At 28.5% G+C, this 21,915-nt stretch carries 19 protein-coding genes and 4 tRNA genes; 7 read left to right on the forward strand and 16 right to left on the reverse strand.

Annotated features, from left to right (window positions below; genetic code table 11):
* Nucleotides 1-4 precede the first annotated feature (4 nt).
* The 12 genes from rpoB to murB all read right to left on the reverse strand — a co-directional run bounded on the left by rpoB (nt 5) and on the right by murB (nt 9,215).
* A complete protein-coding gene (gene rpoB / locus D9V69_RS00170) occupies nt 5-4,030 on the reverse strand; it encodes a DNA-directed RNA polymerase subunit beta (RefSeq protein WP_158356339.1) in 4,026 nt (1,341 codons plus the stop codon).
* Nucleotides 4,031-4,227: 197 nt separating this feature from the next.
* Complete coding sequence (rplL, locus tag D9V69_RS00175; protein WP_158356340.1) at nt 4,228-4,593, reverse strand: 50S ribosomal protein L7/L12; 366 nt, start codon at nt 4,591-4,593, stop codon at nt 4,228-4,230.
* A gap of 68 nt (nt 4,594-4,661) precedes the next feature.
* Entirely contained in the window at nt 4,662-5,159 is a 498-nt protein-coding gene (rplJ, locus tag D9V69_RS00180) for a 50S ribosomal protein L10 (protein ID WP_158356341.1), read from the reverse strand.
* Between the two features lie 263 nt (nt 5,160-5,422).
* The gene (gene rplA, locus D9V69_RS00185) at nt 5,423-6,118 is read right to left on the reverse strand and encodes a 50S ribosomal protein L1 (RefSeq protein ID WP_158356342.1); all 696 of its coding nucleotides are present in this window, start codon (nt 6,116-6,118) and stop codon (nt 5,423-5,425) included.
* Between the two features lies 1 nt (nt 6,119).
* Complete coding sequence (rplK, locus tag D9V69_RS00190; protein WP_158356343.1) at nt 6,120-6,548, reverse strand: 50S ribosomal protein L11; 429 nt, start codon at nt 6,546-6,548, stop codon at nt 6,120-6,122.
* Between the two features lie 41 nt (nt 6,549-6,589).
* Nucleotides 6,590-7,135 (reverse strand): transcription termination/antitermination protein NusG, encoded by a 546-nt coding sequence (nusG, locus tag D9V69_RS00195; protein ID WP_158356344.1) that lies wholly within the window; start codon nt 7,133-7,135, stop codon nt 6,590-6,592.
* A 2-nt stretch (nt 7,136-7,137) separates the two neighbouring features.
* Nucleotides 7,138-7,518: a preprotein translocase subunit SecE gene (secE, locus tag D9V69_RS00200; RefSeq protein ID WP_158356345.1), complete on the reverse strand. Its 381-nt coding sequence runs from the start codon at nt 7,516-7,518 to the stop codon at nt 7,138-7,140.
* Between the two features lie 200 nt (nt 7,519-7,718).
* Nucleotides 7,719-7,792 (reverse strand) — tRNA-Thr (locus tag D9V69_RS00205).
* A gap of 18 nt (nt 7,793-7,810) precedes the next feature.
* Nucleotides 7,811-7,882 (reverse strand) — tRNA-Gly (locus D9V69_RS00210).
* A 5-nt stretch (nt 7,883-7,887) separates the two neighbouring features.
* A tRNA-Tyr gene (locus tag D9V69_RS00215) sits at nt 7,888-7,969 on the reverse strand.
* A gap of 15 nt (nt 7,970-7,984) precedes the next feature.
* Nucleotides 7,985-8,057, reverse strand: a tRNA-Thr gene (locus D9V69_RS00220).
* A gap of 102 nt (nt 8,058-8,159) precedes the next feature.
* On the reverse strand, nt 8,160-9,215 hold the full coding sequence (gene murB / locus D9V69_RS00225; RefSeq protein ID WP_158356841.1) for a UDP-N-acetylmuramate dehydrogenase: 1,056 nt from the start codon (nt 9,213-9,215) through the stop codon (nt 8,160-8,162).
* A gap of 121 nt (nt 9,216-9,336) precedes the next feature.
* Between murB and metF the strand changes: the two genes are divergently transcribed.
* The 6 genes from metF to cysE all read left to right on the forward strand — a co-directional run bounded on the left by metF (nt 9,337) and on the right by cysE (nt 15,897).
* Nucleotides 9,337-10,215: a methylenetetrahydrofolate reductase gene (metF, locus tag D9V69_RS00230; RefSeq protein ID WP_158356346.1), complete on the forward strand. Its 879-nt coding sequence runs from the start codon at nt 9,337-9,339 to the stop codon at nt 10,213-10,215.
* 1,019 nt (nt 10,216-11,234) lie between these two features.
* Nucleotides 11,235-12,440, forward strand: a complete 1,206-nt coding sequence (locus D9V69_RS00235) for an argininosuccinate synthase (RefSeq protein WP_158356347.1) — start codon at nt 11,235-11,237, stop codon at nt 12,438-12,440.
* Nucleotides 12,441-12,486: 46 nt separating this feature from the next.
* Nucleotides 12,487-13,866, forward strand: a complete 1,380-nt coding sequence (argH, locus tag D9V69_RS00240) for an argininosuccinate lyase (RefSeq protein WP_158356348.1) — start codon at nt 12,487-12,489, stop codon at nt 13,864-13,866.
* A gap of 146 nt (nt 13,867-14,012) precedes the next feature.
* Complete coding sequence (locus D9V69_RS00245) at nt 14,013-14,447, forward strand: rhodanese-like domain-containing protein (protein ID WP_158356349.1); 435 nt, start codon at nt 14,013-14,015, stop codon at nt 14,445-14,447.
* A 91-nt stretch (nt 14,448-14,538) separates the two neighbouring features.
* On the forward strand, nt 14,539-14,985 hold the full coding sequence (gene secB / locus D9V69_RS00250) for a protein-export chaperone SecB (protein ID WP_158356350.1): 447 nt from the start codon (nt 14,539-14,541) through the stop codon (nt 14,983-14,985).
* An 84-nt stretch (nt 14,986-15,069) separates the two neighbouring features.
* Nucleotides 15,070-15,897, forward strand: coding sequence for a serine O-acetyltransferase (gene cysE, locus D9V69_RS00255; protein ID WP_158356351.1), 828 nt, complete (start codon nt 15,070-15,072; stop codon nt 15,895-15,897).
* Between the two features lie 90 nt (nt 15,898-15,987).
* Here cysE and rpoD read toward each other — a convergent pair whose 3' ends face one another.
* The 3 genes from rpoD to rpsU all read right to left on the reverse strand — a co-directional run bounded on the left by rpoD (nt 15,988) and on the right by rpsU (nt 20,018).
* Nucleotides 15,988-17,829, reverse strand: coding sequence for an RNA polymerase sigma factor RpoD (gene rpoD / locus D9V69_RS00260; RefSeq protein WP_158356352.1), 1,842 nt, complete (start codon nt 17,827-17,829; stop codon nt 15,988-15,990).
* Between the two features lie 134 nt (nt 17,830-17,963).
* Complete coding sequence (gene dnaG / locus D9V69_RS00265; protein ID WP_158356353.1) at nt 17,964-19,718, reverse strand: DNA primase; 1,755 nt, start codon at nt 19,716-19,718, stop codon at nt 17,964-17,966.
* 84 nt (nt 19,719-19,802) lie between these two features.
* Entirely contained in the window at nt 19,803-20,018 is a 216-nt protein-coding gene (rpsU, locus tag D9V69_RS00270; RefSeq protein ID WP_158337957.1) for a 30S ribosomal protein S21, read from the reverse strand.
* A 230-nt stretch (nt 20,019-20,248) separates the two neighbouring features.
* Between rpsU and tsaD the strand changes: the two genes are divergently transcribed.
* Nucleotides 20,249-21,259, forward strand: a complete 1,011-nt coding sequence (gene tsaD, locus D9V69_RS00275) for a tRNA (adenosine(37)-N6)-threonylcarbamoyltransferase complex transferase subunit TsaD (RefSeq protein ID WP_158356354.1) — start codon at nt 20,249-20,251, stop codon at nt 21,257-21,259.
* On the opposite strand, the gene ribB is transcribed toward tsaD, so the two are convergent.
* Nucleotides 21,251-21,913 (reverse strand): 3,4-dihydroxy-2-butanone-4-phosphate synthase, encoded by a 663-nt coding sequence (gene ribB / locus D9V69_RS00280; protein WP_158356355.1) that lies wholly within the window; start codon nt 21,911-21,913, stop codon nt 21,251-21,253. The two genes, tsaD and ribB, sit on opposite strands and share 9 nt — an antisense overlap.
* Nucleotides 21,914-21,915: the final 2 nt, after the last annotated feature.

Genomic DNA, 21,915 nt, shown 5'->3' on the forward strand with positions numbered 1-21,915 from the left:
TAAATTATTCACTTTCTAATTCAATGTTAATGCCTAATGATCGAATCTCTTTTAATAAAACATTAAAAGATTCTGGCATTCCAGGTTCCATTTGATGGTTTCCATCTACAATATTTTTGTACATTTTAGTTCTTCCATTGACATCGTCAGATTTTACAGTTAACATTTCTTGTAATGTATAAGACGCTCCATACGCTTCTAGTGCCCAAACTTCCATTTCACCAAAACGTTGTCCACCAAATTGAGCTTTTCCCCCTAATGGTTGTTGAGTTACTAAACTATAAGAACCAGTAGAACGAGCATGCATTTTATCATCTACTAAATGATTTAATTTTAACATGTACATATAACCTACTGTCACTGGTCTTTCAAATTTTTCTCCTGTTCTTCCATCAAACAGCGTAATTTGACCTGAAGTAGGTAAATCGGCGAATTTTAATAATTGTTTGATTTCATGTTCTTGAGCTCCATCAAAAACAGGAGTGGCTATAGGCATGCCATTTTTTAAATTATGGGCTAAACATAAGATTTCTTCATTAGAAAAGGTTTCTAAATTGATTTGTTGTCGTAAATTATTTCCTAGATTAAATGCTTTTTGAATAAATGTTCTTAAATGAGATATTTTTTTTTGCTCTTTAAGCATAGTGTTAATTTTATCACCGATACCCTTTGCTGCCATACCTAAATGTGTTTCCAATATTTGTCCAATATTCATACGTGAAGGAACCCCTAATGGGTTTAAAACAATATCTACCGGTATACCGTTTTCATCATAAGGCATATCTTCAATAGGGTTAATTTTTGAAATTACTCCTTTGTTTCCGTGTCTTCCAGCCATCTTATCACCGGGTTGAATCTGACGTTTCACTGCTAAATATACTTTTACAATTTTTAATACTCCTGGAGCAAGGTCATCTCCTTGTGTAATTTTTTTTCTTTGTATTTCAATTTTTTTATTAAATGTTTCTTTTAATTGATTATGTTGTTTAAAAAGTTTTTCTATTTCTTTTTTGTTTTCTGTTTTTTTTATTTCAATGGACGACCATTTTTCATAGGGTAATTGATTTAAATTTTCTTCTTTTATATCAAAAGAAATAAGAGTGTTTTTTATATGTGCAAACAAACTAGATTCAAATATCTTAAATTCTTCAGTAAGATCTTTTTTCACTTTTTTGAGCTGCATATCTTCAATTTCTACAGCTCTTTTATCTTTTTTTACGCCATCGCGAGTAAATATTTGCACATCTATAACGGTTCCAGATACACCATTGGGAACACGTAATGAAGAATCTTTTACATCCGATGCTTTTTCACCAAAAATAGCACGTAATAACTTTTCTTCTGGTGTCAGCTGTGTTTCTCCTTTTGGTGTCACTTTTCCTACTAATATATCACCTCCAGCGACTTCTGCTCCAATATATACAATACCTGATTCGTCTAATTTAGATAAAGCAGCTTCTCCTACATTAGGTATATCTGCACTAATTTCTTCTGGTCCTAGTTTTGTATCTCTTGATATGCAAGATAGTTCTTGAATGTGAATAGTAGTAAAACGATCTTCTTGGACAACTCTTTCCGAAACTAAAATAGAATCTTCAAAGTTATATCCATTCCAAGGCATAAATGCTACTCGCATATTCTGTCCTAATGCAAGTTCTCCTAAATCAGTAGACGGGCCATCTGCGAGTACATCACCTTTTTTAATTATTTCACCTAACTTGACACAAGGTTTTTGATTGATACACGTATTTTGATTAGATCTAGTATATTTAGTTAAGTTATAAATATCTATTCCCGCTTCTTCTAAGTCTTTTTCTTGTTCTTGAATTTTTACTACGATTCTAGAAGCGTCAACATATTGTACAAAACCACTTCTTTTAGATACTACTGTCACGCCTGAATCTACTGCTACTGCTCTTTCCATTCCTGTTCCTACTAACGGTTTATCAGTTTTTAAAGTAGGAACAGCTTGACGTTGCATATTCGCACCCATCAAAGCGCGATTCGCATCATCGTGTTCGAGGAACGGAATTAAAGATGCACCAACTGATACAATTTGCTGTGTAGAAACATCCATATAGTTAACTTGATTGCGATTAAATAGACTAGACTCTCCTTTATGTCTACAGGTTACTAAATCATCAGTAAAGTACCCTTTTTTATCAATATTCGTATTAGCTTGTGCAATAATGTAATTCCCTTCTTCAATAGCAGATAAATAATGTATTTCTTGAGTTACTAAACCGTTTTGAACTTTCCTATAAGGTGTTTCTAGAAAACCATATACATTTGTTCTTGCATATACAGACAAAGAATTAATCAGTCCAATATTCGGGCCTTCTGGTGTTTCTATAGGACAGACTCGTCCATAATGAGTAGGATGAACGTCTCTAACTTCAAAACCTGCTCTTTCTCTAGTCAAACCTCCTAGTCCTAAAGCTGAAATTCTTCTTTTATGTGTAATTTCTGATAATGGATTATTTTGATCCATAAACTGAGATAATTGACTAGAACCAAAAAATTCTTTTACGGCTGCTGAGATGGGTTTAGCATTAATCATATCTTGTGGCATTAACGTATCTAAATCACCTATAGATAATCGTTCTTTAACCGTACGTTCTACTCGTACTAAACCAATTCTAAATTGATTTTCTGCCATTTCTCCTACAGATCTAATACGTCTATTTCCTAAATGATCGATATCATCCACTTCTCCCTTACCATTTCTAATATCAATGATTTTTTTTATAACATCAATTATATCTTCTTTATTTAACGTACCTAAACCTTTAATATCTTTACGTAGCAAAGATCGATTAAATTTCATTCTACCAACAGAAGAAAGATCATATCTATCTTCAGAAAAAAATAAGTTTTCAAACAAATTTTCTGTAGCTTCTTTAGTAGGTGGTTCTCCAGGTCTCATTACTCGATAAATTTCTATTAATGCACTCATGCGATCATGAGCAGAATCTATTCTAAGTGTTTCTGATATATAAGGACCATGATCTAAATCATTAGTAAAAAGTGTTTCAATCGTTGTAAAACCTGATTGTTTTAACTTTGCTAAAATTTCTAATGATAATTCTGTATTAGCAGAAATAATCATTTCACCTGTTATATCAAAATAATTTTTAGATACGATTCGACCTAAAATGTATTCATTCGGTACTACAATAGAATTTATTTGATCATTTTTTAGTTCCTGAATGTGTTTAGCAGTGATGCGACGACCTTTTTCTACATATATTTTTCCATTTTTTTCAATATTAAATGATGCAGTTTCACCACGCAGTCTTTCTGGAACTAGTTTTAGTTCAATGGTATTTTCTTGTAATTTAAAAATATTTTTTTCAAAAAATAAATTTAATATTTCTTCTATATTATAATCTAAAGCTCGTAAAATAACTGTTACTGGTAATTTTCTACGTCTATCAATTCTTACAAACAAATTATCTTTTGGATCAAATTCAAAATCTAACCACGAACCTCTATATGGAATAATACGTGCATTATATAAAACTTTTCCTGAGGAATGTGTTTTGCCTTTATCGCTATCAAAAAAAACGCCAGGACTGCGATGTAATTGAGACACTACGACTCGTTCTGTGCCATTTACTATAAATGTCCCATTATTTGTCATTAGTGGAATTTCACCCATGTACACTTCTTGTTCTTTAATATCTTTGACGGTTGCCTCTAATATATCACGTTCATAAATTACAAGACGCAGTTTTACTCTGAGTGCAGCCGAATAAGTAGCACCCCTAATTTGACATTCTTTGACATCAAAAATAGCTTTGCCTAAACGATAACTAACATATTGCAGTTCAGAATTGCCATTATAGCTTCGTATTGGAAAAACCGAACGAAATGCTGCTTCTAATCCTTGTTGCCCTTTTAAATCCGGTTGAATAAATTTTTTGAAAGAATCTAATTGAATAGAAAGAAGATAAGGTATATCCAGAACCTGAGGACGTTTACCAAAATCTTTACGAATTCGTTTTTTTTCGGTGTAAGAGTAATCCATAGAATTCCTAAGTTCGTTCATAGATAAAATCAAAAGAACACAGTCTTTTATCTGAAAGAGGAAACGGTTGTTAATTATGTAGAGAATGTAAAAATGTTTATTTAGAATGAATGAAAAAAATTTTAATCAAAAAGGCCGGTGAATAAAAAAATCACCAGCCGTTCTTGAAAATTAATTAAATTATCAATTGTTATTTTTTATTTAATTTCGATTTCGGCACCAACATCTTCTAATGTTTTTTTAAGTGATTCCGCATCTTCCTTACTGATGTTTTCTTTTAAAACGATTGGGGCAGATTCTACTAAATCTTTTGCTTCTTTTAGTCCTAATCCAGTTGCACTTCGTACAGTTTTAATAACTGATACTTTATTAGGCCCAATAGCTTTCAAAAAAATGTCAAATTCCGTTTTTTCTTCTACAGCATGTTCATGCGTGTTATTAGAGTGTTTTGAGATGTCAGCTGACACTCCAAATTTTTCTTCCATAGCTGATATAAGCTCTACAACATTCATTACTGACATTTCTGATACAGCTTCTAATATTTGTTCTTTAGTAATAGACATGACAATAATTCCTAATAAGAATTAGAATTATTTTTAGATGTTTGTTCATACATCAAAAATAATAACCTTTAAGAGGTTTCTTTTTGCTTTTTTATAGCTGATAATATACTAATGAGTTTACCAGCAGATGCCATTTTTAATACAAATAAAACTTTTATAATTGCTTCGTTATACGTTGGCATATCTGCTAGTTGATTAATTTCTAAGATTGAGAGTAATTTTCCTTCAAAAGCTGCTCCAGTAATTTTAAAACGCGGGTTTATTTTTGAAAAATCTTTAAATAATCGAGCACCACTTCCGGGATGTTGGGTTGAATAAGCTATGAAAGTAGAACCTTTTATTTTTTTTTTTAAACACGCAAAACTTGTGTTTTGTATTCCTAAAGATAGTAAAGTATTTTGAACAATACTCATTTTAACTCCTATCTTTCTTCCGGATCTTCTCAATTCATTTATGTCATTGACTGCGATACCTTGGGTATCCGCAGTAATAGCTGATAGCGCGGTATTAGATATTTTGTTAATGTTCGAAACAATTATTTTTTTTTTATCAAGATTTAAAGGCATTGTTATTCCATTCTCCTTAGTGTAATTTAGAGAAAAATAATTTATAATAAATTTTATGATAAAAAACAAAAATATCGTGATTATTTTTTATAATTTATATGTAGTGTTATAACCATAAAAATAATTTTTGTAACAATTATGTTATGCTACTACCAGTATCTGATTATAAGCAGGGTTTTTAATAAAAATTTTTTATATTTTTGATTGAAAGGGGTTATTATTATAGATAACTTTTTTTCTAGCGTAAAGATAAAATGCTTTTTTCAAAAACTTAAACTTGATGGATCAATTGTTAATCCTATTCCCATAGTAGTCGATAAAACAATTTTCTTGATATATGTTCCTTTAGATTGAGGTGGTTTTGATTTTTTTATTGATTCCAAAAATACATCAAAATTCTTTTTTATGAGATCCTTTTCAAAATCAACGCGACCAATAGTAGCATGTACTATTCCATTTTTATCGTTTCTGTATCTTATTTGTCCATTTTTTGCGTTTTTAACGGCTTCAGAAATATTTTCTGTAACTGTTCCAAATTTTGGATTTGGCATTAAATTACGCGGTCCTAATATTTGTCCTAACTGTGTAACAATTTTCATTGCATCTGGTGAAGCAATAGCTACATTAAAATTTATTCCTTCTTTTTTTATTTTTTCAACTAAATCTTCCATTCCTACTAGTTCTGCACCAGATTTTTTAGCTTTTTCAACATTATCACCTTGAGTAAATACTGCTACTTTTATAGCACGTCCGATACCATGTGGTAATATTGTTGAACCACGTATATTTTGATCAGATTTTTTAGCGTTTATTCCTAAATTAATAGCAATATCAATGCTTTCTTTAAATTTTACTTTTGATGATTTCTTTAATAAAGAAATAATTTCTTCAAGAGGATATAACTTTTCTGAATCAATATTATTTTTGATATTTTTCATGCGTTTGCTAATTTTTCTCATTTTATTCCTCAATAATTAATCCCATAGATTTAGCTGTTCCTTCAATAGAACGCATCATGCTTTGGATATTAGATCCAGTCATATCACTTTTCTTAATTTTTGCAATTTCTTCAATTTGAGAACGATTAATTTTTCCTATTGAACTTAATTTTGCTTTATTCGATCCTGATTTAATTCCAGAGAATTTTTTTAATAAAATTGATGCCGGCGGTGTTTTTGTTATAAATGAAAAGGAACGATCTGAATATACTGTAATAACGACGGGTATAGGAAGTCCTTTTTCCATATTTTCTGTTTTTTTGTTAAATGTTTTACAAAAATCCATAATATTTAGACCTTTCTGACCTAATGCCGGTCCTATAGGTGGACTAGGACTAGCCATTCCTGCTGAGACCTGCAGTTTAATATAAGATTGTATTTTTTTAGCCATTTTTTTCTCGAGTATATTTAAGATATTTTTTTTAAATCTGTTTAGTTTTTTTCAACTTGTCTAAAATCTAATTCTACAGGGGTAGACCTTCCAAAAATTGATACAGAAACTTTTAGTCTGCTTTTTTCATAATCAACTTCTTCTACGACTCCATTAAAATCTGCAAAAGGCCCATCATTCACTCGAATCATTTCTCCTGGTTCAAATAAAGTTTTCGGTCTAGGTTTATCCCCAATTTGTTTTAATCTATTCACTATAATTTCTACTTCTTTATCACTAATTGGTGAGGGTTTATCAGATTTGCCTCCAATAAAACCTAGTACTCTGGGAATTTTTCTTATTAAATGCCATGTAGAATCTGTCATGATCATTTGAATCAGGACATATCCAGGAAAAAATTTATATTCGCTTTTCCTACGTTGTCCTGAGCGAATTTCAACTACTTCTTGTGAAGGAACCATCACTTCTCCGAAGAAATCATCCATTTTATTTAATTTAACATATTCTTTTATTGATTGTGCTACACGACTTTCAAATCCGGAAAAAGCTTGCAATACGTACCATTTTTTTTTTTTTCTTTCAGACATTTTTAGAACCTTAAACCAATAATCATTGTTATTAAACGCAATATAATGTTATCTAATGCCCATAAAATAAGAGACATAATAATTGTTATCACTATCACGATGAGAGTAGTGTATAAAGTGTCTTTATATTTAGGAAATGCTATTTTTTCTATTTCTTGTTGTAGTGATTTTATATGTGAAAAAATATATTTTCCTTGTTTTGTGCAGAGAAAAATCTTAATTGCACATATGCTGAAAAAAATAAAAATACATAAACGAATAAAAAATTTTGTTGTATAAAAGTAATAATTAATTAAAAATGACATGAATAACAGTATTAGTATGGACAACCATTTTATTTTTTCTAAAATGGCACACATCTTTCGATGAGTTTTTTTTATCATTATTTCTCCTAACGTTATAAAAATATAAAAATATATGATACATATTCATTTTTTATTTTTTTAAAACATTACATTTTTTAAAAATTGTTAATTTTTTTAAGCATTTTTAGCTGTTTTATGAAGAAATTTAGAATAATTTAATTTAAAAATTAAAAAAAGGGTGAGATTTATGATAGATTGTTAAGAGTTTTTAAAAAATATGCTGATACCCAGAATTGAACTGGGGACCTCACCCTTACCAAGGGTGTGCTCTACCTAACTGAGCCATATCAGCAATCTATTAAAATTTTTTAGCGGACAACGGGAATTGAACCCGTATCTTCAGCTTGGAAGGCTGAGGTAATAGCCTTTATACGATGTCCGCATTTTTGGTGGGAGAAGGATTCGAACCTTCGAAGTCTATGACGGCAGATTTACAGTCTGCTCCCTTTGGCCGCTCGGGAACCCCACCTAAACAGCATTTTCTTGCCGGCTACCGGAATTGAACTGGTGACCTACTGATTACAAGTCAGTTGCTCTGCCTGCTGAGCTAAGCCGGCATTTTTTTAAAGAATTTTGATTATAATATTATAATATTTTTCATTATTATTGCAAGTATTTTATAAAAATAATTCTGAATAATATGAAAGTATTTTTTTTAATTACGATTTAAAAATTTTTGATGGATGAACTTTCCCTTTAATGCCAATAAAATCTACTTCAGGTTCTAAAAATATATTAAATTTTCTCATAATTCCGTTATGTATAATTATAGCCAGATTTATTATTTCATTAGCTGTTGCATTTTTTTTATTGATTAGTATTAATTTTTTCTTTTTATGGATGGCAGCATCGCCAATATTTATATTTTTAAATCGATATTTTTGAATTAACCAACCACCAGAAATTTTTATGAGTCCGTTTTCTTGTGGGTAGCATGGAAGATTATATAAAGATAACATCTTATTTGCTTGTTGTTTTGTAATAATAGGATTTTTAAAAAAGCTCCCTGCGTTACCAATTTTTTTAGGATTTGGTAAATTCTTTGTTCGAATTTTACATATTTCAGAAAAAATTTTATAGGGTGTGAGATTTTTTATTTGAGTATTATAATTGACATTTAATAATGGAAAAATAATAGGCGTCCATTTTTTTGTTAATTTTATTCCTACTGCAATAATAAAGCAATCGATATTATATTTATGTTTAAAAATACTACTGCGATAAGAAAATTCACAACTATTGACATCAATTCGATGAATTTTGTAGCTTTTTAAACATAACATGTCAACATATAAACAGATATCTTTAAATTCTAAACCGTATGCACCGATATTTTGAATTGCAGCAGATCCTATACAACCAGGGATTAAAGCTAAATTTTCTAATCCAAAGATATTGCATTTCAAAGTATATTTTACTACATCATGCCATTTCTCTCCTGATAAAATATGTAATAGCCAAAATTTATTTTTGTCTGTTATTTTCATTCCTTTGATTCTATTAATAATAACAACTCCTGCATAATTTTCTAAAAAAAGTATGTTGCTACCTTCTCCTAAAATTATATAAGGAGTATGAGTACATTTGCAATGTTGTACCGTTACAATTAGAGATTGAATAGTTTTTACAAAAATAATTTTTTTTGCTGTTACATCGATTGCAAATGTGTTTAAATTCTTTAAAGATGGACTATACAAATGAGATTTTTGATACATATTGGATTTAATAATATTATCTAATTGTTTCATGGAATATAATAATTTTTTCTTATCAACAGAAAGAAAATAAATTAGTTTTTTATAATTAAGATGTTCATTATATTAATGGAGCTTAAAAATGTATACCGTTTCACAGTATCATCAAGACATGATATATCAAAGAAGAGATAATATTCGTCATTGCATCAAGTGTTCTTTTGAATTGTTTCCTCCAAAAAATTCTATTGCAGAGGAACATTTTTGGCATGTTGTTGAAAAACTCAGCAAATTAAAACCAACATTTTTTTCTGTTACACATGGAGCAAACAATGGAGAACGTCAAAAAACGTATGATTTTGTAAAAAAAATATACAAAAAGACAGGAATTAATACGGCTGCGCACTTAACTTGTGTCAATACTTCTACAAAAGAATTAAAAAAAACAGCAGAAGAGTATTGGAATAATGGTATCAAAAGTATCATTGCCTTAAGGGGTGATACATCAGAAAAAAATTATAAACATCATATGTATGCTGTAGATTTAGTTAATTTGTTAAAAAAAATAGAAAACTTTGATATTGCGGTAGCCGCTTATCCTGAATTGCATCCTGAGTCAAAAAATGTTCAATGTGACATCATGAATTTAAAAAAAAAAATTGATGCCGGTGCAAATCGAGCTATCACGCAGTTTTTCTTTAATGTAGAACATTATTTATATTTTAGAGATAATTGTGTTAAAAATAAAATTCATGTTGAAATCATACCTGGTATTTTGCCGGTGTACAGTTTTAACCAATTGCAACGTTTTTCAAAAATGACGAATGTCACAATTCCTAATTGGATGTTTGAGATATTTTATGGATTAAATAGTGATCTAGTAACTCAACAATTTATTGGTTGTAGTATAGTTTTGGATATGGTAAAAGTTCTATCTCGTGAAGGAGTAAAGAATTTTCATTTTTATACATTGAACAAATCTGAAATAGTGTACGTTGTATGTCATATGTTAGGTTTATAATAAATAAAGATATTTTAATTGCATGATTTTTTTACAGCTATAAATGTTAAAAATAAAAATATAGTTAAAAATTTATATTAAATCAAAATACTATTAAGTATTTTTTCAATAATAATCTTTAATTATACTATACAACATTTTTAGATATTTTGATAATTTATTCTTGATATTAAGTGATCATTTAAAAAAAGACACAAGACATCTTTTCATATTCAGAATCAAGTTTAAAATTTTAATTCAAGGTTATTTTTTTGATATTAAAAACACTTACTGTTGTTTTATTTTTTTTTAAAAATACATTATTTAACATTTTTTAAATAGATAAAATTTTTTATAAAGTAATCAAATGTACTTTACATAACGTTATAATGTATATTTTAGAATAACAAAGAACATATTAAAAGACTATCATGCCACTAATATTCATTTTATAAGTATGAGACAGATGAATGTATGAAAACATATCATTTAAAGGGTCACATGAATGTATTTGAAAATTAGAACGGCCTTAAAAATATTACGAATAACGATAATATTGAATGTATCTCTTTTCATTTTGTTAAAATTAAAAAATTTTTATGTCAATTTTTATTTTTCTATTTTTGATTAAATATTACATTAATATGAACGTATTATTAATGTTTTTTAAAAAAATAAAGAATTTTTTAAATGAAACTATTATTATTAGTGTGAGTATATTTTGTGACTTTTTCTGTCTTTTTTGAAAAAGATTATTTATATTACTATTTCAATAAGTATTAATATATATTCTATTTTATTGTGGTTTCTAGCATGAAATATTATTGATATTATTATTTTTTTATTAATTTGTTCTTTTAAAAAATGAGTAACAATCAAAATTAATATTATTTAATTGTAATGTAATAAGTTTTGATTAAATTATATTAATAACATTTTGTTCAAAAATTTTTCATTATATTGAAATAATTTTTTAACAACACAGTAATAGAGAAAAAATATTTTTTATTGTATAACATTTAATAATAGGTTTAAATATTATGAAAAAAAATAAAAAAGTAGTTTTAGCATATTCTGGAGGTTTGGATACTTCAGCAATCATCCCCTGGCTAAAAGAGAATTATAATGTTGAAGTTATTGCGTTTGTAGCCAATATAGGACAATCTCAAAAAGATTTAGACGGTATTGAAAAAAAATCTTTAGAATCAGGGGCATCTAGTTGTCATGTATTTGATTTAAAAGACGAATTTATTAGAGACTACGTTTATCCAGTGTTAAAAACTGGCGCTGTATATGAAGGAAATTATTTATTAGGAACTGCATTAGCAAGGCCTATTATCGCACAAAAGCAAGTAGAGTTAGCATTAAATATAGGAGCAGATGCAGTATGTCATGGTGCTACTGGAAAAGGCAACGATCAAGTGCGATTTGAAATGGCTTATGCAGCATTAGCTCCCAACTTACATGTTATAGCGCCATGGCGTGAATGGAACTTGCACTCAAGAGAATCTTTATTACAATATTTAAAAGAAAGAAATATTTCTATTACCGCAACATTAGAAAAAATTTATAGCAAAGATGAAAATGCTTGGCATATTTCTACAGAAGGAGGGCTACTCGAAGATCCATGGAATCTATCTAATGAAGGTTGTTGGAATTGGACAGTAGATCCTGAAAATGCTCCCGAAAAATCTGAATATATTTCATTGGTTATAAAAAAAGGTTGTGTTGTATCCGTTAATCATGAAACATTAAGTCCATTAAAATGTGTTGAAAAATTAAATGAATTGGGTTCAAAACATGGTATTGGACGAGTGGATATCGTTGAAAATCGATTAATTGGAATTAAATCTAGAGGTTGTTATGAAACACCTGGAGGCACCATTATTACAACAGCTATTAAAGCTATTGAGCAGCTAGTTTTAGATAGAGAAAGTTTACATTGGAGAGAGAAGATTGGATTAGAAATGGCCTCAGTTATATATGATGGTCGCTGGTTTTCTCCAATACGAAAATCCTTGCAGGCTGCAGCTAATGAATTGTCTGCTGCAATTAATGGAGAAGTAAAATTAAAATTATATAAAGGTAATGTTACTGCTGTTCAGAAAAAATCTCCGAATTCATTGTATTCTTTAGAATATGCTACATTTGGAAAAGATGAAGTATACAATCAATCTGATGCTCAAGGTTTTATTCGTCTTTTTACTCTTTCTTCAAGAATACGTTCAATAACACAAATTAAGTGATTTAAATATAGATTTTATTTGATCTTTTTATTTATAGAGAATATATATGACGCTTTGGGGTGGAAGATTCATTCATGAATCAGATGCATTTTTTAAAAAATTCAACAAATCTTTAACTTTTGATTATATTTTAGTCAAAGAAGATATAAAAGCTTCAATTTCTTGGTCTCAAGCATTAATGAAAAGTAATATACTTACCTCAGATGAACAAAATATAATAGAATCTGCACTTCTTGTTTTGCTAAGAGAGATTCAAGACGATACTAAAATTATTCTTAACACTAGTTATGAAGACGTTCACAGTTGGGTAGAGGCTAGTTTAATCAAAAAAATTGGAAAGCTTGGAAAAAAATTGCACACTGGTCGAAGTAGAAACGATCAAATTACAACGGATCTGAAATTATGGTGCAAAAATAAAATATATTTATTATTAGAAAATATTATTGAATTACAAAAAAACTTTATTGTTATCGCTGAAGCTAATGAACACGTTATCATGCCGGGTTATACTCATTTACAACGTGCTCAACCTATTACTTTTGCTTATTGGTGTCTAGCTTATGTAGAAATGCTTAAAAGAGATTTTAGTCGTTTAAAGGATGTTTTAAAAAGGTTGAATATAAGTCCTTTAGGTTCAGGTGCTTTATCAGGGACAGCGTGGAATATTGATCGTAAAAAACTAGCATTATCAATGGGTTTTGCATCTGCTACTAACAATGCATTAGATAGTGTATCTGATCGAGATTATATTGTTGAGATTTTATCTGTATCTTCAATTGGTATGATGCATTTATCAAGATTTTCTGAAGATTTGATCTTTTTTAATTCTGGTGAAGCGAATTTTATTGAACTATCTGATTCGATTACATCGGGTTCTTCTTTAATGCCTCAAAAGAAAAATCCAGATGGATTAGAACTGATTCGTGCGAAATGTGGACGGGTATATGGATCTTTGTTTTCTATTTTAACAGTTTTAAAATCGCTTCCTTTATCTTATAATAAAGATATGCAAGAAGATAAAGAATGTTTGTTTGATGCTATAGAAACATGGAATAATTGTTTGTTTATGGCAATATTGGTTTTAAAAAATATAAAAATAAAACATATTTCATGTCGACAAGCTGCGGAAAAAGGGTATTCTAACGCAACAGAGGTTGCAGATTATTTAGTCAAAAAAGGTGTTGCTTTTCGTGAAGCTCATGATATAACTGGTCGATTAGTATTGCATGCAATTTCTCGTAAACAGTCTTTAAGTTCATTACAACTATCTACTTTCCAAATTTATAGTAACTTAATTGAAGATGATATATATCAGCATATTACTTTGGAAGCATGTCTAAATAAAAGATGTTCTCAAGGCGGTGTAGCACCAAAACAAACCAGTCAAGCAATTATGAAAGAAAAAAAACGATTAAACATTATTTAAATTTTTTACTTATTTTTTTCATGAATATGATCATTTTCATTTTTTAGTATTATTCGTTAACTTGCATTTAAAAAAATCATTTAAATGCTAAGTTAATAATCTTGCTTCAACAGAGTTTTGTTCTAAAAAATAAGGATATATTATTTATGCAAGACATTGTATTTTTTTTACAAGAACATTCTGTTCTGTTTGTTTTATGGATTATTTTTCTTTTTTTCTCGTTGTATTTTATCATGAAGACTTATTTTTCATACAATAACATGATTGATAATATGCAAGCAATAAAACTAATAAATTATAGTCGAGCTACCGTTATTGATACACGTGATCAAGAAATATTTAAGACAGGACACATTGTTAATTCTGTTCATTTTCCTCTAAAAACAATGTTTTTAGAATATCTACAAGATATACAAGTATATAAAATGAATCCTATTATTTTAATTTTGAATGACATGAATGACCGTCATGTTTGTATGAATATTTTGTCAAAACAAGGTTTTAAAGATGTTTATATTTTAAAAGATGGAATTTATGGTTGGGATATTAATCATTTGCCACTGACTAATAAAGATAAATAAATTATAATAATATAGCCTATGCACTTATTACTATGTTCGATAAAAACGTTTTAATATTGATGTAATAATTATTTTTTTTTGGATATATATTATGTTGGAAGAAAAAAAATCACAAAAAATTTTTAAAATTCAACGTCTTTACATAAAAGATGTATCTTTTGAGGTTCCTCATTCACCTAATGTATTTGATAAAATATTAGAACCTACTATTGAATTGGATTTGAACACTGTTTCTAAAAAAATCAAGAGTGATGTCTTTGAAGTTATTTTAAAAATTAAAATAATAGTAAAAACTGAAAAATTAGTGCTTTTTGCATGTGACGTAGATCAAGCTGGCATATTTTTTATTTGTAATTTTAAAGAAAAAAAATTGAAATATTGCCTGCATGCTTACTGTCCAAATATTTTATTTCCATATGCTCGATCCTGTATATCAACTTTAGTTGCATATGCGAGTTTTCCACAAATTAATCTTGATCCTGTAGATTTTGATTTTCTTTACTTTGATCATCTAAAACGTCAACAACAAAAAATATAGATATAATTTATGTTCTATTTTCACTCAATATAAAAATAATTGTGTTTAAAAAAATAGCATATATTTTTATTAGGAGAAATAATCTTGTGTATTGTAGAAATATCAGAAATTTGGAACCAAATAAGAGTTGAAGTTTCTTATTTATCTAAACAAGAACCGATTTTATCAAATTTTTATAAAAATAACATATTACAACATAAAAACATCACTCATGCTTTAAGTTATATATTATCTAATAAATTATCTAGTTCTACTGTTTTTGAAAATAATATTCAAGAAATATTTAATGATATTTACTTGAATAATATTTCGATTTTAAAAATGATTCTTACAGATTTAAAAGCTATACTAGAGCGAGATCCATCGGTAAACAATTATTTAGTTCCATTTTTATATTTAAAAGGATTTCATGCATTGCAATCTTATAGATTAAGTCATTACCTATGGAATCTTAAAAAAACTTCATTATCTTTATATTTGCAAAGTAGAATGTCTTCTGTTTTTTCGGTAGATATTCATCCTGCTGCATTGATTGGTTCTGGTGTTATGCTAGATCACGCTACTGGCATTGTCATTGGAGAGACTGCAATTGTAGAAGATGATGTTTCTATTTTTCATTCAGTTACTTTAGGTGCTACTGGTAAAAATTTTTGTAAAAATAGACATCCTATTATTCGAAAAGGAGTTATAATAGGAGCTGGAGCAAAAATTTTAGGTAATATTGAAGTGGGCATGCAATCAAAAATCGGTGCTGGTTCAATAGTATTGAATAATATTCCTTCATACGTTACAGTTGCAGGAGTTCCGGCGAAAATTGTAAGTAAATTAGATAGCAAAAAAATATCTTCTAAGACATATGAAGATCATGCATTATCTATCACAAATAGTTTGGGATATGGAGCAGGTATTTGATGGTTTTGTTCATATAAAATAAAACTTCTGTTGTGATTTAAAAACTGTAATCAGTATTTTTACACAGAAGCTTTATTTTATAATATTGATTTAATCATCCAAAAAACTACGTAATATTTCTGATCTACTTGGATGACGTAGCTTTCTTAGTGCTTTTGCTTCGATTTGCCTTATTCTTTCTCTAGTTACATCAAATTGTTTTCCCACTTCTTCTAAAGTATGATCAGTATTCATATCAATTCCAAATCTCATACGTAATACTTTAGCTTCACGAGCTGTTAATCCAGATAAAACGTCATGCGTTGCAGATCGTAAACTTTCAGATGTTGCAGATTCTAAAGGTAATTCTAGAGAAGTATCTTCGATAAAGTCACCTAGATGAGAATCTTCATCGTCTCCTATAGGAGTTTCCATTGAAATTGGTTCTTTCGCAATTTTTAACACTTTTCTAATCTTATCTTCGGGTATAAGCATTTTTTCAGATAATTCTTCCGGGGTAGGTTCTCGACCTATTTCTTGTAACATTTGTCTAGAAATACGATTTAGCTTATTAATTGTTTCAATCATATGTACTGGAATTCTAATAGTACGTGCTTGATCTGCAATTGATCGAGTGATAGCTTGTCGAATCCACCAAGTAGCGTATGTTGAAAATTTATAGCCGCGACGATATTCAAATTTATCTACAGCTTTCATTAAACCAATGTTTCCTTCTTGAATTAAATCTAAAAATTGTAATCCTCTATTTGTGTATTTTTTTGCAATTGAAATGACTAGTCTTAAGTTAGCTTCTACCATTTCTTTTTTTGCTCTTCTTGCTTTAGCTTCTCCAATTGACATTCTTTTGTTAATATCTTTTACTTGAGCAATAGTTAGTCCAGTTTCTCTTTCTATTTGCACTAATTTTTTTATACTAAAAAAAATTTCTTCTTGAATTTTTTTTAAATGCTCAGACCATGGTTGTTGTGCTTTTTGTGCTTCTGTAAACCAGTCACAATTAATATTATATTCTGGAAAAATTTTCATAAATATTTTTTTTGGCATTTTGCATTTTTCAACACATAATTTCATAATTATACGTTCTTGAGTTCTAACTTTTTCCATCATATAACGCATGTTGTTTACTAAATGATCAAATTGTTTTGGAACTAATCGAAATTGTTTAAAAACTTCTGAAAGATTATATATTTCTAATAATGAATCTTTATGTGTTCTATTTTTCTTTTTTATTACATTATTTGTATTATTATATTGCTTTCTTAATTCAGAGAATTTTTCGTTTGCCAATTCTGGATCAATACTATTTTCATCTTCATCTTCTGTTTGATTTTCATTATGATCTTCTTCCTCACTATTTTGTATGTCTTCTAATAATTCTGAACCAATATGCATAGCCGTAGGAGAGAAGACTTCTTCTGCATTTGGATCTACAAAACCAGTAATAATATCTGATAATCTTATTTCTCCTGTTTTAATGCGATCATATTGTTCAAGAAGATATGTAATAGCTTCTGGATATTCTGACACTGAACACTGTACTTGATTTATGCCTTCTTCAATTCTTTTAGCTATATCAATTTCACCTTCTCGTGTTAATAATTCAACGGTACCCATTTCACGCATATACATTCTTACAGGGTCAGTAGTACGTCCTATTTCTGATTCCACACTAGATAAAACTTGTGTAGCTGCTTCTACTGCATCTTCATCTGTATCTGTATGTATTTCATTTAAAATTAAATCATCAGCATCCGGTGCCTCTTCAACAACTGGAATTCCCATATCATTAATCATCTGGATTATATCATCAATTTGTTCAGAATCTACAATATCTTCTGGTAGATGATCATTAACTTCGGCATAAGTTAAATAACCTTGTTCTTTACCATGTGTAACAAGACGCTTAAGTTGTGATTGTGGGTTTTGATCCATACAATGACATCCAAATTTTATTATTTTTTATGAAAACTGATAATGTGTTTATCAAGAATAAAAATTTTTAAATATATATCAATTAAAATACATATTTATATTAATGCATACACAATGCATGAACAAATTAAAAATTATTTTCTAAATAATTTTATTTTATTTTGTGATAGTTTTTTGTTAATGTTCCAAATTTCTTTTTTTTCATGCATGTTTAGTCCTTTTTTTCGTTCTTTAGAAATAAGATATTCTTGTCTTTCTTCAAGTGTTTTATTATATATATTTCTTAATAGATCTAAAAACATATTATGTATTTCTGTTTGGATAATCATATGATCCCATTTAGATAACATTTTTAAAATATGTATTATTTTGCTATTTCTGTAAAATTCTAATAATTGACCTGTATTAATATTAGGATGATTCAGACAAGTTTGTAAGATTTCTAAAAAAACCTGTAATCCTTTAATATTTGATTTTGATAATGTTTTAAGCGGTGGAGCAATTTTCGCTAATCCAGGGTTTTGTACAATTAATGCTATCAGAATTCGCATCGGAGTTGCTTTAATGCGAATTAATTTTTTTGTTGTTTTTTTTATTTCTTGCTCATATAAAAATTTTTCAAATTGATTATCATCTAAGATACCTATCATTCTAGCTAATCTTTGACGTAAATAAATTCGTATGGTGTCGCTAGAAATAGTATTTATTAAAGGTAAGGCAAGCGCGCTTAATTGAAATTTTTCATCCATTGATGATAAATTAACATTTTTTAAAATATATTTAAAAAAAAATCTTGACATGGTAACAGCATGATCGATTCTTTTTTGAAAATTATCTCTGCCTTCTTTTCTAATAATGGCGTCAGGGTCTTCATTATTGGGTAATAGTATAAATTTTAAATTTTTTTGATCTGATATGTGTGGTAATGCTTTTATTAATGTTCTCCAAGCGGCATTTTGACCAGCTTGATCACCATCATAACAGTAAATTATTGTGTTAGTGTATTGAAAAAGTAGTTTAATGTGTTCACTTGTAGTCGATGTTCCTAAGGAAGAAACAACATAATTAATATCGTATTGAGTTAATGTTATAACATCAATATAACCCTCTACAACTAATAGATATTTAGGTTTACTGCATATTTTTTTAACTTGATATAATCCATAAATTGTTTTGCCTTTACTGAAAATTGTTGTTTCTTGAGTATTAAGATACTTTGGTAAAGTATTATTGATAGAACGACCTCCAAAAGCTATAATTCTACCATGTTGGTCTTGTATGGGAAATATTATTCTTCCTTGAAAAATATCATATTTGTATCCTGTTTTGTTAATAGCTATGATTTTGTGATTTAATAAATCTTGTTCTAATGATTTGTTTATATTAAATTTATCTGAAAAATTATGCCAATATACGTCAGAATATCCGATTAAAAAAATTTCAATCATTTTTTTATTGATGCCTCTTTTAAATAAATATTCAGTAGCTAATTTATTTAAGTGTATATTTTTTTGATATAATCTGCAGAGTGTTTCCATAAGAGAATATAATTTTTGTTTTTTTAAATACAAAACATTGCTATCATTGTTTTCAAAGGGTATAGGTATACCATGAATTATAGACAACTCTTCAATACTTTCTACAAAGTTTAAGTGCTCATAATTAATTAAAAAATCAATAGCATTACCATGCGCATTACATCCAAAACAATAATAAAATTGTTTTTCATGATTAACGGTAAAAGATGGAGTTTTATCTTGATGAAAAGGGCAGCGAGTTTGATAATTTTTTCCGTATTTTTTTAAACTTAATCTTGTATTAATTAGTTCGACTATATCTGTTCGAGATAACAGTTCATTAATAAAATATTTAGGTATTTTCCCAGACATATAATTTGATATTTTAAAATGCATTCCGTTCTTTTTCAAGAAGAACGGCACGTTGATTATTTAATTTGAATGTATACACAATATTTAATACATACGAATATGTCGTGCATTTTCACGTGTGAGTTTTTTAGCAAGACGTTTGACGGCAGAAGCTTTTGCTCTTTTTCTTTCAGTAGTTGGTTTTTCATAAAATTCTCTTCTACGAATTTCAGCTAAAATTCCAGCTTTTTCACAAGATCTTTTAAAACGACGTAGTGCAACATCAAATGGTTCATTTTCACGTACTTTGATTATTGGCATTTTTTTCACCGTATTATTGTAATAATATTCAATATTTTTTAATGTTTTTGTTATGATTGATTTTATCAAGAATTATGGTGTTGTACAGTTTGTACTTTATACTTTTTCTTTTTTAATTTTTGATTTATTTTTTTAAAAATTAATATATTTGCTATTTATAGTAACACTAATTTAAAATTGATTGATATCTATTTTTTTAAATATTTTATTCTATAGGGTATGTAATAATTATGAAAGTATTAGGTATTGAAACCTCTTGTGATGATACAGGAATAGCCATTTATGATAGTAAAAAAGGTATTGTACTCAACAAGGTTGATAATCAAAAAAGCTTATATAATATACATGGCGGTATTATTCCTGAATTAGCATCTCGTCAACATGTGGAATCAATGGCGATGTTATTAAAAAAAATTTTAAAAAGCAATAATATGAATACTGTTTTTGATTTAATCGCTTATACCGCTGGACCTGGATTAGTAGGTTCTTTACTTGTAGGAGCGACATTTGCTTGTACTTTAGGCTTTGCTTTAAACGTTCCAGTTATTCCAGTCAATCATATGGAGGCTCATTTATTATCACCAATGTTAGAATTTAAAAAAATAGAATTTCCGTTTATTGCATTATTAGTATCAGGAAAACATACACAGATTATCGGTGTCTATAGCATCGGTCATTACGAATTACTTGGAAACTGTTTAGATGACGCAGCCGGTGAAGCTTTTGATAAAATAGCAAAATTGTTAGGATTAAAATATCCTGGGGGTTTTGAATTGTCTAAATTAGCTTCTATTGGAATAAAAGATGTTTTTTATTTTCCTCGACCGATGATACATCACTCTAATTTAAATTTTAGTTTTTCTGGTTTGAAAACTTATGTATCAAGAGTGATCAAAGAATCTAATGATAGTTTGCAAGATAAGGCTAATATTGCGAGAGCTTTCGAGGAAGCGGTAATCGATATATTATTAATTAAAACTAAAAAAGCATTAAAAGAAAAAAAATGGAAACGTTTAGTGATAGCTGGTGGTGTCAGTGCAAATGCTCTTTTACGCAAAAATGCAGCCAATATGATTAAAAAAGATTTTAATGGAGAATGTTTTTATACAGGATTAGAATTGTCGACTGATAATGCTGCAATGATAGCACATCTTGGTTTTTTACGTCGACGAGAAGCAAATAAAAACCAATTAAATATTTTAGTTAAACCAAAATGGCCGATTAGTGATTTATTACCCTGATCTACATAATTTTTTTGATTGATTTTTGATGTAGAAAATTAGGTCTTGAATGGTTAATATATTTATATTATATTTTTTAGAAAATTTAACAATATCAGATAAACGAGACATGGTACCATCTTTATTTGTTAATTCACATATTACTGCACACGGTTTAAATCCTGCTAAAGAGACAATCTCAACAGCTGCTTCTGTATGTCCTGATCTTGCTAAGATTCCGCCTGGATGGGCTCTTAATGGAAATATGTGTCCTGGTCGATTTAGATCAGTTGGTCTTAAAGTATCAGAAATTGCTGTTTGAATAGTAGTCAATCTATCTTTAGCTGATACACCGGTAGAAATACCATTTGCAGCTTCTATGGTGACAGTAAAAGCTGTTTGATATTTACTGGTATTATTTTTTACCATCATAGGCAAACGTAGTTGTTTTCTTTTAGATTCGGTAATACAAAGACAGACAATCCCGCTACCGTATCTAATAGTGAAAGCCATTTGTTCTACGGTCATATTTTCACATGAAAAGACAAGATCTCCTTCATTTTCACGTTTTTCATCATCTAATATAATTATTCCTTCACCATCTTTCAAAGCAGATATTGCCTTCTGAACTTTTTTTTTTGATAGGTTAAATTCAGATAGGATTGTTCGGTTCATTC

Origin of the sequence: Buchnera aphidicola (Hyadaphis tataricae) (assembly GCF_005081445.1) — a bacterium.
Lineage (GTDB): Bacteria > Pseudomonadota > Gammaproteobacteria > Enterobacterales > Enterobacteriaceae > Buchnera > Buchnera aphidicola_AE.